13 protein-coding genes and 1 pseudogene are annotated in these 14,153 nt (G+C 55.0%); 11 read left to right on the top strand and 3 right to left on the bottom strand.

All coding sequences use genetic code 11. The features are described from left to right. A pseudogene (gene ackA / locus ACK5JN_RS23965) lies at window positions 1–331 on the bottom strand (acetate kinase); the annotation flags it as partial. Between the two features lie 337 nt (window positions 332–668). On the opposite strand from ackA, the gene yfbV reads away from it, so the two are divergent. The 4 genes from yfbV to ACK5JN_RS23945 all read left to right on the top strand — a co-directional run bounded on the left by yfbV (window position 669) and on the right by ACK5JN_RS23945 (window position 4,305). Next, window positions 669–1,124, top strand: a complete 456-nt coding sequence (yfbV, locus tag ACK5JN_RS23960; RefSeq protein WP_416872433.1) for a terminus macrodomain insulation protein YfbV — start codon at window positions 669–671, stop codon at window positions 1,122–1,124. An 81-nt stretch (window positions 1,125–1,205) separates the two neighbouring features. Further along, window positions 1,206–1,700, top strand: a complete 495-nt coding sequence (locus ACK5JN_RS23955) for a YfbU family protein (protein ID WP_416872432.1) — start codon at window positions 1,206–1,208, stop codon at window positions 1,698–1,700. Window positions 1,701–1,710: 10 nt separating this feature from the next. Beyond that, a complete protein-coding gene (locus ACK5JN_RS23950; protein WP_416872431.1) occupies window positions 1,711–2,370 on the top strand; it encodes a sugar phosphatase in 660 nt (219 codons plus the stop codon). 102 nt (window positions 2,371–2,472) lie between these two features. Then, window positions 2,473–4,305, top strand: a complete 1,833-nt coding sequence (locus ACK5JN_RS23945) for an SLC13 family permease (RefSeq protein WP_416872430.1) — start codon at window positions 2,473–2,475, stop codon at window positions 4,303–4,305. Window positions 4,306–4,389: 84 nt separating this feature from the next. Here ACK5JN_RS23945 and yfbR read toward each other — a convergent pair whose 3' ends face one another. Continuing rightward, complete coding sequence (yfbR, locus tag ACK5JN_RS23940; protein ID WP_416872429.1) at window positions 4,390–4,989, bottom strand: 5'-deoxynucleotidase; 600 nt, start codon at window positions 4,987–4,989, stop codon at window positions 4,390–4,392. Between the two features lie 84 nt (window positions 4,990–5,073). After that, window positions 5,074–6,291 (bottom strand): alanine transaminase AlaA, encoded by a 1,218-nt coding sequence (gene alaA, locus ACK5JN_RS23935; protein WP_416872428.1) that lies wholly within the window; start codon window positions 6,289–6,291, stop codon window positions 5,074–5,076. Window positions 6,292–7,198: 907 nt separating this feature from the next. Between alaA and lrhA the strand changes: the two genes are divergently transcribed. The 7 genes from lrhA to ACK5JN_RS23900 all read left to right on the top strand — a co-directional run. Next, window positions 7,199–8,140, top strand: coding sequence for a transcriptional regulator LrhA (gene lrhA, locus ACK5JN_RS23930; protein ID WP_416872427.1), 942 nt, complete (start codon window positions 7,199–7,201; stop codon window positions 8,138–8,140). Window positions 8,141–8,766: 626 nt separating this feature from the next. Beyond that, window positions 8,767–9,213: an NADH-quinone oxidoreductase subunit NuoA gene (nuoA, locus tag ACK5JN_RS23925; protein ID WP_416872426.1), complete on the top strand. Its 447-nt coding sequence runs from the start codon at window positions 8,767–8,769 to the stop codon at window positions 9,211–9,213. 15 nt (window positions 9,214–9,228) lie between these two features. Then, window positions 9,229–9,903, top strand: coding sequence for an NADH-quinone oxidoreductase subunit NuoB (gene nuoB / locus ACK5JN_RS23920; RefSeq protein WP_002913178.1), 675 nt, complete (start codon window positions 9,229–9,231; stop codon window positions 9,901–9,903). Between the two features lie 91 nt (window positions 9,904–9,994). Then, window positions 9,995–11,800, top strand: a complete 1,806-nt coding sequence (gene nuoC / locus ACK5JN_RS23915) for an NADH-quinone oxidoreductase subunit C/D (protein ID WP_416872425.1) — start codon at window positions 9,995–9,997, stop codon at window positions 11,798–11,800. Between the two features lie 2 nt (window positions 11,801–11,802). Then, complete coding sequence (nuoE, locus tag ACK5JN_RS23910; RefSeq protein WP_416872424.1) at window positions 11,803–12,303, top strand: NADH-quinone oxidoreductase subunit NuoE; 501 nt, start codon at window positions 11,803–11,805, stop codon at window positions 12,301–12,303. Next, entirely contained in the window at window positions 12,303–13,640 is a 1,338-nt protein-coding gene (nuoF, locus tag ACK5JN_RS23905; protein ID WP_416872423.1) for an NADH-quinone oxidoreductase subunit NuoF, read from the top strand. The genes nuoE and nuoF overlap by 1 nt, the downstream gene beginning before the upstream one ends. A 53-nt stretch (window positions 13,641–13,693) precedes the next feature. Beyond that, a partial coding sequence (locus tag ACK5JN_RS23900) for a 2Fe-2S iron-sulfur cluster-binding protein (RefSeq protein ID WP_416872422.1) occupies window positions 13,694–14,153 on the top strand: 460 nt, incomplete at its 3' end.

The following is a 14,153-nucleotide window of genomic DNA, read 5'->3' as shown; positions in this document are numbered from 1 at the left end:
GGATAACGGAGTCATCAATGACCACGGAGCTGGTATACTTCTCGCCGCCGTGTACGAAACGGTGACCAATTGCGGTCAACTGCGCAGACAGCTCTGGTTTTTGTGCCAGAATAGTATTAACAATAAAGTTCAGCGCTTCACTGTGAGCGGCGCCTGCACCTAAAGCCGCTTCTTGTTTATTGCCGTCCATTTTCCATTTGATACGTGCTTCAGGAAGATGGAAACATTCGGCTAAACCAGAAAGGTATTCTTCACCGTTCGCTGCATCGATGATTGCAAATTTCAGTGAGGAGCTACCGCAGTTCAGAACCAGTACTAACTTACTCGACATGGAAGTACCTATTTATGATACGTGGCTAAAAAAACGTCAATGAGTCATTAAGCGTAGCGCAGGATGACACCGACATTTATGATTAACATCATGCCCGGAACGTATATCAGGCATGATCTAAGAAATACATATTGATTCTAAGTCATTTTGCATAATTTTCAGCCAATGGCAGAATATGCGATAATTGATGTGCCGGAGGAGGTTAGAATCTGGCTCTCTCAGGCTGGCACAGGATACCCGATCGTAGGGTGTATGCCAAAATTTTTTGAACGATGTCATACCCAGTTGTTGTTTTGCAAAAATATTTTAATTTTTATGAAAGAAGTTGAGGTAAGCCATGTCGACTCCCGAGCAACGCCCGGTCAGTTTCTTCAGTTTGTTTAGCCGGGGGCAGCACTATGCAAAGACGTGGCCGCTCGAAAAACGTCTGGCGCCGGTGTTTGTTGAGAATCGCGTGATTCGTGCAACGCGCCATGCGATCCGCTTTATGCCGCCGCTCGCTATTTTTACGCTGTGCTGGCAAATCGCCCTCGGCGGCCAGCTTGGCCCGGCGGTGGCCACGGCGCTGTTTGCGCTGAGCCTGCCGATGCAGGGTTTGTGGTGGTTGGGCAAGCGTTCGGTGACGCCATTACCGCCGTCAATACTGTCGTGGTTCTACGAAGTGCGCGGTAAATTGCAGGAAGCCGGGCAGGCGCTCGCGCCGGTGGAAGGCAAGCCCGATTACCAGGCGCTGGCTGACACGCTTAAGCGCGCCTTCAAACAACTGGATAAAACTTTCCTCGATGATTTGTAATTGATAGCGAAAAACGCATATAAAAGAAGACACAAACCTTGTGTCTTTTTTTATGCTGCAAAGCGCTACAGGAGTCGAAAAATGGAAATGACCCATGCACAACGTCTGATTTTGTCTAATCAGTACAAAATGATGACCATGCTTGATCCCGACAACGCTGAGCGCTACCGCCGCCTGCAAACCATTATTGAACGTGGTTATGGTTTACAGATGCGCGAACTGGATCGTGAGTTTGGGGAGTTGAAAGAAGAGACCTGTCGTATCGTTATCGACATCATGGAGATGTACCATGCGCTGCACGTCTCCTGGACCAACCTGAAAGACGCCGATACCATTGATGAGCGTCGCGTTACCTTCCTCGGCTTTGACGCCGCGACCGAAGCGCGCTTCCTGGGCTACGTTCGCTTTATGGTCAATATTGAAGGCCGCTACACCCACTTTGACGCCGGTACCCACGGCTTTAACGCGCAGACCCCGATGTGGGATAAATATCAGCGCATGCTGAACGTCTGGCACGGCTGCCCGCGTCAGTATCACCTGAGCAGCAACGAAATTAATCAGATCATCAACGCCTGAGGAGTTTGCCGTGCAGTGTAAAGGTTTCCTGTTCGATTTAGACGGTACGCTGGTGGACTCTCTGCCGGTGGTCGAACGCTCCTGGCGGTTCTGGGCTGAAAGCTACGGCGTCGACCCGGAAGCGGTGCTGGATTTTATTCACGGTAAGCAGGCGATTACCACGCTGCGCCACTTTATGCCGGGCAAAGCGGAAGCGGAAATTCAGGCCGAGTTTCTGCGCCTGGAACAGATAGAAGCGAACGATCTCGACGGTATCCGCGCGCTGCCGGGGGCGGTCGAGCTGCTACAGCAGCTGGATGCGCAAAGCATTCCGTGGGCCATCGTCACCTCCGGCTCCATTCCGGTGGCGCACGCGCGCCATCGCGCAGCGGGCCTGCCGACGCCGGCGGTGTTCGTCACCGCCGAGCGGGTCAAACGCGGGAAACCGCAGCCGGACGCGTATCTGCTGGGCGCCGAGCTGTTGGGGCTGCCGCCGCAGGCATGTCTGGTTGTTGAAGACGCCACCGCGGGCGTGCAGTCCGGCCTGGCAGCGGGTTGCCACGTAGCGGCGGTGAACGTACCGCCGGAAACGCCGGAGCTGCTGGAGGTCGATTTTGTGCTCTCGACGCTGACCTCGCTACGGGTAGAAAAACTGGCGGACGGGACGGTCAACGTTTCGCAGAATGCATGATCTTATGATTTAGCCCCACATCGTTGGGGCTTTTTTCTGTCACTATGGTTACCGGCTTTTTACTTGAACAACTTACCGCTTATTTGATGACAAGGATGTGCTGTGAACGGTGAACTGATTTGGGTGCTCTGTCTGCTTGCGGTTGCGGTCGTACTTTTCGCCACCGGCAAGGTACGCATGGATGCGATCGCGCTGGGCATTATCGTGGCTTTTGTACTCAGCGGCACGCTGAGCCTCAGCGAAGCCTTTTCCGGCTTCAGCGACCCTAACGTTATTTTGATTGCCGCGCTGTTTATTATCGGCGACGGCCTGGTGCGCACCGGCGTGGCCACCAAAATGGGGTCCTGGCTGGTGCAGGTGGCGGGCAACAGCGAAACCAAAATGCTGGTGTTCCTGATGCTGACCGTTGCCGGGCTGGGGGCGTTTATGAGCTCGACCGGCGTGGTGGCTATCTTTATTCCGGTGGTGCTGAGCGTCTCGGCGCGCATGAATATTTCCCCCTCGCGGCTGATGATGCCGCTGAGCTTTGCCGGACTTATCAGCGGCATGATGACGCTGGTGGCCACGCCGCCCAACCTGGTGATCAACAGCGAGCTTATCCGTGAAGGGCTGGAGGGTTTTGGCTTCTTCAGCGTGACGCCGATTGGCCTGGTGGTGCTGGTATTTGGCGTCCTCTATATGCTGGTGATGCGCTTTCTGTTGAAAGGCGAGGACAGCGGCCAGCTGCGCGATGGCCGTAAACGCAGCACCTTCCGCGATCTGATCAAAGAATACCGTCTGACCGGCCGCGCGCGCCGTCTGGCAATTCGTCCCGGCTCGCCGATGATCGGCCAGCGTCTGGACGACATGAAGCTGCGCGAGCGCTACGGTGCCAACATTATCGGCGTGGAGCGCTGGCGTCGTTTCCGCCGGGTGATTGTGAACGTGAACGGGGTATCCGAATTTCGCGCCCGCGACGTGCTGCTGATTGATATGTCCGCCGCGGAAATCGACCTGCGTCAGTTCTGTAGCGAGCAGCTGCTCGAACCGATGGTGCTGCGCGGCGAGTATTTCTCCGATCAGGCTCTCGACGTGGGGATGGCGGAGGTGTCGCTGATCCCGGAGTCGGAGCTGATTGGCAAGACCGTCCGAGAAATGGGCTTCCGTACCCGCTACGGCCTCAACGTGGTGGGGATGAAGCGCGACGGCGAGGCGCTGGACGGCTCAGTGGTAGATGAGTCTCTGCAGCTTGGCGATATCGTGCTGGTGGTGGGCAACTGGAAGCAAATCAGCCAGCTGGCGCAAAACGGCCGCGATTTCGTGGTGCTCAATTTACCGGAAGAGGTCAGCGACGCATCGCCTGCCCACAGCCAGGCGCCGCACGCTATTTTCTGCCTGGTGCTGATGGTGGCGCTGATGCTCACCGATGAAATTCCTAACCCGATCGCCGCCATCATCGCCTGCCTGCTGATGGGCAAATTCCGCTGCATCGACGCCCAGAGCGCCTATAAATCCATCCACTGGCCCAGCATTATTCTGATCGTCGGAATGATGCCGTTTGCGCTGGCGCTGCAAAAAACCGGCGGTGTCGATCTGGTGGTGAAAGGGCTGATGGACGTGGGCGGCGGGCAGGGGCCGTACCTGATGCTGGGCTGCCTGTTCGTCATGTGCGCGGCGATTGGTCTCTTTATCTCTAACACCGCCACCGCGGTGCTGATGGCGCCGATTGCGCTGGCGACGGCCAAATCGATGGGCGTGTCGCCGTATCCGTTTGCGATGGTGGTGGCGATGGCGGCGTCGGCGGCCTTTATGACGCCGGTTTCCTCGCCGGTGAATACGCTGGTGCTGGGGCCGGGTAAATACAGCTTCAGCGATTTTGTCAAAATCGGCGTGCCGTTTACGGTGCTGGTGATGATTATCAGCGTGGTGCTGGTGCCGATTCTGTTTCCATTTTAAGCCGTCTCTTCCCCGGGGGCGCATTCGCTCGCCCGGGCTACCACACTATGTAGCCCGGGCGAGCGAATGCGATCCCGGGAAGATTTAAAGCGGCGAATCCTGGCTTATTTCATCCAGCGAAAGATGGAAGCTTGGCACGAACACCGCCATAAAATAGTCCATCTCCTCGCTGCGTCGAGATTCCAGCGTTTTCTCCAGACGGCCCTTGGCCAGCAGGAACTCGTTGTTGCCCGCCGATAGCTCCTCAAGGCACTTCAGGTAGGCGCACAGCGCGTCGGCCTGCTTCACAATCGCTTTCTCTTCTTCGCTGCTTTGATGCTCATCGACAAGCGGCGCAAAAATATCGCGCAGTTCCTCCGGCACCATCTCAATCAGCTTCTGCTGGGCGATTTTCTCTATCGCCTTATATTCCTGCGCAATCTGCGAATTGAAATATTTCACCGGCGTCGGCAGATCGCCGGTCAGCACTTCAGAAGCGTCGTGATACATCGCCAGCAGCGCAATGCGCTCGGCGTTCAGCTGACCGTTAAACTTGCGATTTTTAATGGCGGCGAGCGCGTGGGCGACCATCGCGACCTGAAGGCTATGCTCAGAGACGTTTTCTGTGCGCACGTTGCGCATCAGCGGCCAGCGGTTAATTAACTTCAGGCGGGAGAGGTGGGCAAAAAAATGACTCTGATTCATAACGACCCTTACTCAGTAGCTTCAGTAAAGGCATTGTGCGCAGAGATGGCCGTCGGATGCAAATGCCGACGGCCTAGGAGACGATTACAGCTGGTGGTAGCCCGACAGGAAGCGGCCAAAGCGGGTGATGGCCATTTCCAGATCGTCTTCGCGCGGCAGGGTGACGATACGCACGTGATCCGGCCACGGCCAGTTAAAGGCGGTACCCTGAACCAGCAGGACTTTTTCCTGTAACAGGAAGTCCAGCACCATGCGCTGATCGTCATGAATATTGAAGCGCTTAGCGTCGATTTTCGGGAACATATACAGCGCGCCCTGCGGCTTCACGCATGAGACCCCGGGGATCTCGTTGATCAGCTCCCATGCGCGGTTACGCTGTTCGTACAGACGCCCGCCCGGGGTAATAAATTCGCTAATGCTCTGGTAGCCGCCGAGCGCGGTCTGAATGGCGTGCTGCGCCGGGACGTTGGCGCACAGGCGCATCGACGCCAGCATTTCCAGCCCTTCAATATAGCCTTTGGCGTGTTTCTTCGGCCCGTTCAGCACCATCCAGCCCTGACGGAAACCGGCCACGCGGTAGGTTTTTGACAGGCCGTTGAAGGTCACGGTCAGCAGGTCCGGGGCCAGCGCGGCGATCGAGTGGTGCTGAGCCTCGTCATAGAGGATCTTGTCGTAGATTTCGTCGGCGAAGATGATCAGGTTGTGCTCGCGGGCGATCTCGACGATCTCCATCAGCAGCTCTTTCGAGTAGACCGCGCCGGTCGGGTTGTTCGGGTTGATGATCACAATGCCGCGGGTACGTGGAGTAATCTTCGCGCGGATATCATCGAGGTCCGGGAACCAGCCGGCGGATTCATCGCACAGGTAGTGCACCGCATTGCCGCTGGATAACGACACCGCCGCCGTCCACAGCGGGTAATCCGGTGCTGGCACCAGCATTTCGTCGCCGCTGTTGAGCAGCGCCTGCATCGCCTGCACGATCAGTTCGGAAACGCCGTTGCCGATGTAAATATCTTCTACCGTCACGTCGCGCATACCGCGCGCCTGGTAGTGCTGCATAATGGCTTTACGCGCGGAGTAGAGACCTTTGGAGTCACAGTAGCCCTGCGCCGTGGGCAGGTTGCGGATCACGTCGACCAGAATTTCATCCGGCGCGTCAAACCCGAAAGGCGCCGGGTTGCCGATATTCAGTTTAAGAACTTTGTTGCCTTCTTCTTCAAGGCGTTTGGCCTCTTTAAGGACCGGGCCGCGAATGTCGTAACAAACGTTGTCTAACTTTCTGGATTTTTCGATGGGGGACATGAACCTTTGACCTTTTTAGCTGTTATCGCCACTCCCTGCCGTGGAAGTCAGCACCGAACAATGTACTCCCCAAGCCCGGCGTTTTGAAGGGTTAACAGTAGAAGATTTTGTTCATTTCCTTTCGTTGGAGCATTGTTTTTTACTGGGGAATGACGGCTCTGTTTATGTGATGTTTTGTTAATTTATTGTTTTGTAGTTCAATCTTCCGTCGTTCCAGGTGGCGGTGGTTTTTCTGTCTGATAAAAAAGAAATGATTTCGCTTAAGTGTCAATGCTCTGGATATACTTTAAGCACCCTTCAACTATTTTAATTTAAAATTAAATTCCAACAAATAAGGATTAGTCATGATACCTACTTTTGTGAAGTTGATGTTAATGGTGGCTTCAGGCAAAGATTAATATTTTTTTATATTTTGAAAAGTAATGAATGTGATTTGTTAGATTTCTTAAATTGTTTTGATTCTGAACCTTTTTCACTTTCAGATACAGCTTATTTAGGCTTATAAATCTTATGGATTTCGGTTAATATGTCGAGGTCAGTAAGACTCTTACGAGTTAGTTTCATTGATGATTATCATTCTCGGTTTTATAACTCAATGTTATTCATCATATTTATTGGCTTCTTTTAAAACGTACAGCAATCTCCCTGAAGCATTTTCGCGACGTCGCTTCCTACAACTTCTTACGCGAGGCTCTGCTCAGGGGGTATCCGATAAAAAGCCGCAGGCTACAGGATATATTGTAAAAAGGAACTGTTGCCCTCCGTGGCAGCAGAAAATTTTAATACTGACACTCGTCAGGCAGTCATTCGTCAGCGATTGGTGAAAGATGATTAAAGGATTAGCCTGAATTTTTAGAGTGCAGCATCAATAAGGCAGGTCGGCCTCCGAACCTGTAAGTGGATTAATATGATAAATGCCAATCGTCCGATACTGAACCTCGATCTCGATCTGCTGAGAACCTTTGTTGCTGTTGCCGATCTGAGTACCTTTGCCGCCGCGGCTGCTGCGGTATGCCGAACCCAATCCGCCGTTAGCCAGCAGATGCAGCGGCTGGAGCAGCTGGTGGGGAAGGAGCTGTTTGCCCGCCATGGGCGAAATAAGCTGCTGACGGAACACGGCATCCAGCTGCTGGGCTATGCACGAAAAATTCTGAGATTTAATGATGAAGCATGCACGTCGCTAATGTTTAGCCCGCTGCAGGGGCAGTTGACGCTGGGCTCATCTGACGAATCTGCGGATACCATCCTTCCGTTTTTGCTCAACCGCATCAGCTCGGCGTATCCCAAACTGGCGCTTGATGTACGGGTGAAGCGTCACTGCGTGATGGGCGACATGTTGCGCAATAAAGAGGTCGATCTGGCGCTGACGACGCATCCGCTGGAAGGTTTTGCCTCGACGGTGCTGCGCACCTCGCCTACGCTCTGGTACTGTGCGGCCGAATTTACGCTGCGCCCCGAAGAGCCGCTGCCGCTGGTGCTGCTTGACGATCCCAGCCCGTTCCGCGACACCATTATCAAAACGCTGGATACCGCCGGTATGCCGTGGCGCTTAGCCTACGTGGCCTCCACGCTCTCAGCTGTGCGGGCCGCGGTGAAGGCCGGGCTTGGGGTGACGGCGCGTCCGGTAGAGATGATGAGCCCGGACCTGCGTGCGCTCGGTAAAGGTGAGGGGATGCCGGATCTGCCGGAAACCGAATATATGCTGAGCTACGATGCGGACAATGAAAACGAACTGACACAGATGATCTTCCAGTCGCAGCAACCGCGTCACGATCCGTGGCCGTCGGCCGGAATGTATACTCCGGAAGAGGGGGATAATACCCTCATGTTTGAAAGGGACATTGATTAACATTCCGGTTGAAAAGTAGTAACAAAATGTAAGTGCAAAAAAGAATCGTAGACCAGATAAAAAAGGTTTGCGGTTCTTTTTTTGTACTTTTGCGGCAGGATGGAAAAAATAAAACTATTAATGTGATAAGAATCATGTAATTAGAAATATTTTCCTGGCCAATCCCCCCATCGTCAAACGCAATGCCATATCACCTGCTAATGTTAAAAAAACGGATAGATTGTTGCCGTTTTACAGGGCGAATTAACAAAAGCGTGTCTTAGATCAAGAAAATACTCCTCTTTGGGGGGATGAATCGTCAGGAAATCCTGTCAAAATAGAGGGGTAATTACTGTTATTGCTACAAAACGGACACGATTCAACAACAGGTAAACCGTAAGGTGTGCTGAAGAGAATCGGATCAAAGGGCACGTAATGTTAATGAAATGCCTTTGATGTAAATTAATGTGAGGAAACTTTTGTTAAAGTTGACAAAAGGTTATAGAAAGGAGTAAAAAACCTCAACATTTTACGGTCCAGGCTACCGGTTGGGCTGTTTGTAGGTTTTTTAATCCTCCCCATGAATCGATGTAGCGTCCATCTGCCGTTAAGAGCAGAGCAGGTCATGCTACCTATTTGGTAAAGCTTTGCGTATGTCAACATCCACAGAAATCATCGCTCATCACTGGGCATTCGCTATCTTTCTGATCATTGCCATTGGCCTTTGCTGCCTGATGTTAATCGGCGGCTGGTACCTTGGCGGTCGCGCGCGCGCGCGAAGCAAAAACACCCCGTTTGAGTCGGGTATCGACTCCGTAGGCACCGCACGTTTGCGCCTGTCGGCCAAGTTTTATCTGGTCGCAATGTTCTTCGTCATCTTCGACGTGGAAGCGCTTTACCTGTATGCCTGGTCAACGTCCATCCGTGAAAGCGGTTGGGTGGGCTTTATCGAAGCCGCCATTTTCATATTTGTGCTGCTGGCCGGCCTGGTTTACCTCGTTCGCATTGGCGCGCTGGATTGGACGCCTGCACGTTCTCGTCGCACGATGATTAACCCGGAAACCGACAGCGTCACTAACCGTAATACGCAGTAAAAGCGAGGCAATAAGATGGATTATACGCTCACCCGCATAGATCCTAACGGTGAGAACGACCGTTACCCTCTGCAGAAGCAGGAGATTGTCACCGATCCCCTGGAGCAAGAGGTGAACAAAAGCGTGTACATGGGGAAACTCGAGCACGCGCTTCACGACATGGTCAACTGGGGTCGTAAGAACTCCATCTGGCCTTACAACTTCGGCCTTTCTTGCTGCTATGTCGAAATGGTGACGTCATTCACTGCGGTGCATGACGTTGCGCGTTTTGGCGCGGAAGTACTGCGTGCCTCCCCGCGTCAGGCAGACCTGATGGTGGTGGCCGGTACCTGCTTCACCAAAATGGCCCCGGTTATTCAGCGCCTGTATGACCAGATGCTGGAGCCTAAATGGGTGATCTCGATGGGTGCCTGCGCCAACTCCGGCGGTATGTACGACATCTACTCCGTGGTGCAGGGCGTCGATAAATTTATTCCTGTCGATGTGTATATCCCGGGCTGCCCGCCGCGTCCGGAAGCCTACATGCAGGCGCTGATGCTGCTGCAGGAATCCATTGGTAAAGAGCGCCGTCCGCTGTCGTGGGTGGTTGGCGATCAGGGCGTTTATCGCGCCAACATGCAATCGGAACGCGAGCGTAAACGCGGCGAACGCATTGCAGTGACCAATCTGCGCACGCCAGACGAGATTTAATTTGCGCCTGCGGGCGGTGGCATTTTGACTTCGCAAATCAACATACAACAGCGCGAAGGCCACTCCCGGCAGTCACCACGGACCTTTTGCAATGGTGAACAATATGACCGATTTAACCGCGCAAGAAACCGCCGCATGGCAAACCCGCGATCACCTTGATGATCCGGTCATCGGCGAACTGCGCAACCGTTTTGGGCCGGATGCATTTACCGTTCAGGCCACCCGCACCGGGGTTCCTGTCGTTTGGGTTAAGCGCGAACAGCTGCTGGAAATTATCGACTTCCTGAAGAAGTTGCCAAAGCCTTACGTGATGATGTTCGACCTGCACGGCATGGACGAGCGTCTGCGCACCCACCGCGACGGTTTACCGGCCGCGGATTTTTCCGTTTTCTACCACCTGATCTCAATAGACCGCAATCGCGATATCATGCTCAAGGTGGCATTGTCTGAAAACGACCTGAACGTGCCTACCATCACCAAACTTTTCCCGAACGCCAACTGGTATGAGCGTGAAACCTGGGAAATGTTCGGCATTACCTTTACTGGCCACCCGCACCTGACGCGTCTGCTGATGCCGCCGACCTGGGAAGGCCACCCGCTGCGTAAAGATTACCCGGCCCGCGCCACCGAATTCGACCCGTTTGAGCTGACCAAAGCCAAGCAGGATCTGGAAATGGAAGCGCTGACCTTCAAACCGGAAGACTGGGGCATGAAGCGTAGCGCCGAAAACGAGGACTTCATGTTCCTCAACCTCGGCCCTAACCACCCGTCTTCACACGGTGCGTTCCGTATCGTGCTGCAGCTTGACGGTGAAGAGATTGTCGACTGCGTACCGGACATCGGCTATCACCACCGTGGCGCCGAGAAGATGGGCGAACGCCAGTCCTGGCACAGCTACATTCCTTACACCGACCGTATTGAGTACCTCGGCGGCTGCGTTAACGAAATGCCTTACGTGCTGGCGGTTGAGAAACTGGCGGGCATCACCACACCGGATCGCGTCAACGTGATCCGCGTGATGCTGTCTGAACTGTTCCGCATCAACAGCCACCTGCTATACATCTCCACGTTTATTCAGGACGTCGGCGCGATGACCCCGGTGTTCTTCGCCTTTACCGACCGTCAGAAAATTTATGACGTGGTAGAAGCGATTACCGGTTTCCGCATGCACCCGGCCTGGTTCCGTATCGGCGGCGTCGCGCACGACCTGCCGCGCGGCTGGGACAAACTGCTGCGCGATTTCCTCGACTGGATGCCGAAGCGCCTGGATTCTTACGAGAAGGCCGCGCTGCGTAACACCATTCTGAAAGGGCGTTCTCAGGGCGTTGCCGCTTACGGCAAGAAAGAAGCGCTGGACTGGGGCTGTACCGGCGCCGCGCTGCGCGCCACCGGTATCGACTTCGACGTGCGTAAAGCGCGCCCTTACTCTGGCTATGAAAACTTCGACTTTGAGGTGCCGGTGGGCGGCGGCGTGTCCGACTGCTATACCCGCGTGATGCTGAAAGTGGAAGAGCTGCGCCAGAGCCTGCGTATCCTTGAGCAGTGCCTCAACAACAGGCCGGAAGGCCCGTTCAAAGCGGATCACCCGCTGACCACGCCGCCGCCGAAAGAGCGCACCCTGCAGCATATCGAAACCCTGATTACCCACTTCCTGCAGGTTTCCTGGGGCCCGGTGATGCCGGCGCAGGAGTCCTTCCAGATGGTGGAAGCAACCAAGGGTATCAACAGTTACTACCTGACCAGCGACGGCAGCACCATGAGCTATCGTACCCGTATCCGTACCCCGAGCTATGCGCACCTGCAGCAGATCCCGGTGGCGGTACGCGGCAGCCTGGTGTCCGACCTGATCGTTCACCTGGGTAGTATCGATTTTGTTATGTCAGACGTGGACCGCTAATTATGCACGAGAATCAACAACCACAAACCGAGGCTTTTGAGCTGAGTGCGGCAGAGCGTGAAGCTATTGAGCACGAAAAGCACCACTACGAAGATCCGCGTGCGGCGTCCATTGAAGCGCTGAAAATCGTTCAGAAACAGCGCGGTTGGGTGCCGGACGGCGCCATTTACGCCATCGCCGACGTGCTGGGTATCCCGGCAAGCGACGTGGAAGGCGTGGCGACCTTCTACAGCCAGATCTTCCGTCAGCCGGTAGGCCGTCACGTGATCCGCTACTGCGACAGCGTGGTGTGCCACATCAACGGCTACCAGGGCATTCAGGCGGCGTTGGAGAAAAAACTGGACATCAAACCGGGGCAGACGACCTTTGACGGTCGCTTTACGCTGCTGCCGACCTGCTGTCTGGGGAACTGCGATAAAGGGCCGAGCATGATGATCGATGAGGACACTCACGCGCATCTGACCCCGGAAGGCATTCCTGAGCTACTGGAGCGGTATAAATAATGAAAACCGTTATTCGTACTCCCGAAACCCATCCGCTGACCTGGCGTCTGCGCGATGACAAACAGCCGGTCTGGCTGGACGAATACCGTAGCAAAAACGGTTATGAAGGTGCGCGTAAGGCGCTGACCGGGCTCTCCCCGGACGAAATCGTCAACCAGGTCAAAGACGCTGGCCTGAAAGGGCGCGGCGGCGCGGGCTTTTCCACCGGTCTGAAGTGGAGCCTGATGCCGAAAGACGAATCCATGAACATCCGTTACCTGCTGTGTAACGCCGATGAAATGGAACCGGGCACCTACAAAGACCGTTTGCTGATGGAACAGCTGCCGCACCTGCTGGTGGAAGGCATGCTGATCTCCGCGTTCGCGCTGAAAGCGTACCGCGGCTACATCTTCCTGCGCGGTGAATACATTGAAGCGGCGGTGCATCTACGCCGCGCGATCGCCGAAGCCACCGAAGCCGGCCTGCTTGGCAAAAATATCATGGGCTCCGGGTTCGACTTCGAACTGTTCGTGCACACCGGGGCAGGGCGTTACATCTGCGGCGAAGAGACCGCGCTGATTAACTCCCTCGAAGGCCGCCGCGCTAACCCACGCTCCAAGCCGCCGTTCCCGGCAAGCTCTGGCGCATGGGGCAAGCCGACCTGCGTCAACAACGTCGAGACGCTGTGTAACGTCCCGGCGATTCTGGCCAACGGCGTTGAATGGTATCAGAACATCTCGACCAGCAAAGACGCGGGCACCAAGCTGATGGGCTTCTCCGGCCGGGTGAAAAATCCGGGCCTGTGGGAGCTGCCGTTTGGTACCACCGCGCGTGAGATCCTCGAAGACTACGCGGGCGGCATGCGTGATGGTCTGAAGTTCAAAGCCTGGCAGCCGGGCGGTGCGGGAACTGACTTCCTGACCGAAGCGCATCTTGACCTGCCGATGGAGTTTGAAAGCATCGGTAAAGCGGGGAGCCGTCTGGGTACCGCGCTGGCGATGGCCGTCGACCACGAAATTGGCATGGTACCGCTGGTGCGTAACCTCGAAGAGTTCTTCGCCCGCGAGTCCTGCGGCTGGTGTACGCCGTGCCGCGACGGTTTACCGTGGAGCGTGAAAATTCTGCGTGCCCTTGAAAAAGGGGAAGGCCAGCCTGGCGATATCGAGACACTTGAGCAACTGTGTCGATTCTTAGGGCCGGGTAAAACCTTCTGTGCGCATGCGCCTGGTGCGGTTGAGCCGCTGCAGAGCGCCATTAAATATTTCCGCGACGAATTCGAAGCAGGCATCAAGCAGCCGTTCAGCAATACCCATTCCATCAATGGTATTCAGCCGAACCTGCTGAAAGCGCGCTGGTAAAACAGAATTTTGATTAACGCTCGGTTTCGGCCGAGCCAACTGGAAGCATGCTAATGGCTACGATTCATGTAGACGGCAAAGAATACGAAGTCAACGGGGCGGACAACCTGCTAGAAGCTTGTCTGTCTCTTGGCCTTGATATTCCGTACTTTTGCTGGCACCCGGCGCTTGGGAGCGTCGGTGCTTGCCGCCAGTGTGCGGTGAAGCAATATCAGAACGCGGAAGACACGCGTGGTCGCCTGGTCATGTCCTGCATGACGCCGGCGACGGATAACACCTTTATTTCTATCGACGACGCAGAAGCGAAGCAGTTCCGCGAAAGCGTGGTGGAGTGGTTGATGACCAACCACCCGCACGACTGCCCGGTCTGTGAAGAGGGCGGCAACTGCCACCTGCAGGATATGACCGTGATGACCGGCCATAGCTTCCGTCGCTATCGCTTTACCAAGCGTACCCACCGTAACCAGGATCTGGGGCCGTTCATCTCTCACGAAATGAACCGCTGCATCGCCT

The sequence above is a fragment of the Kluyvera sp. genome, assembly GCF_047971185.1.
In the GTDB taxonomy this organism is placed as follows: Bacteria; Pseudomonadota; Gammaproteobacteria; order Enterobacterales; family Enterobacteriaceae; genus Kluyvera.
Note: the sequence above shows the minus strand (reverse complement) of the source record. Positions and strands in the feature narration are given on the sequence as shown.

What these genes read in the sequence shown, in the direction of transcription:
- yfbV (WP_416872433.1), top strand. Translation starts at nt 669, where the DNA reads ATGTCGACTCCCGAGCAACGCCCGGTCAGTTTCTTCAGTTTGTTTAGC.
- ACK5JN_RS23955 (WP_416872432.1), top strand. Translation starts at nt 1,206, where the DNA reads ATGGAAATGACCCATGCACAACGTCTGATTTTGTCTAATCAGTACAAA.
- yfbR (WP_416872429.1), bottom strand. Translation starts at nt 4,989, where the DNA reads ATGAATCAGAGTCATTTTTTTGCCCACCTCTCCCGCCTGAAGTTAATT.
- alaA (WP_416872428.1), bottom strand. Translation starts at nt 6,291, where the DNA reads ATGTCCCCCATCGAAAAATCCAGAAAGTTAGACAACGTTTGTTACGAC.
- lrhA (WP_416872427.1), top strand. Translation starts at nt 7,199, where the DNA reads ATGATAAATGCCAATCGTCCGATACTGAACCTCGATCTCGATCTGCTG.
- nuoB (WP_002913178.1), top strand. Translation starts at nt 9,229, where the DNA reads ATGGATTATACGCTCACCCGCATAGATCCTAACGGTGAGAACGACCGT.
- nuoC (WP_416872425.1), top strand. Translation starts at nt 9,995, where the DNA reads ATGGTGAACAATATGACCGATTTAACCGCGCAAGAAACCGCCGCATGG.
- nuoE (WP_416872424.1), top strand. Translation starts at nt 11,803, where the DNA reads ATGCACGAGAATCAACAACCACAAACCGAGGCTTTTGAGCTGAGTGCG.
- nuoF (WP_416872423.1), top strand. Translation starts at nt 12,303, where the DNA reads ATGAAAACCGTTATTCGTACTCCCGAAACCCATCCGCTGACCTGGCGT.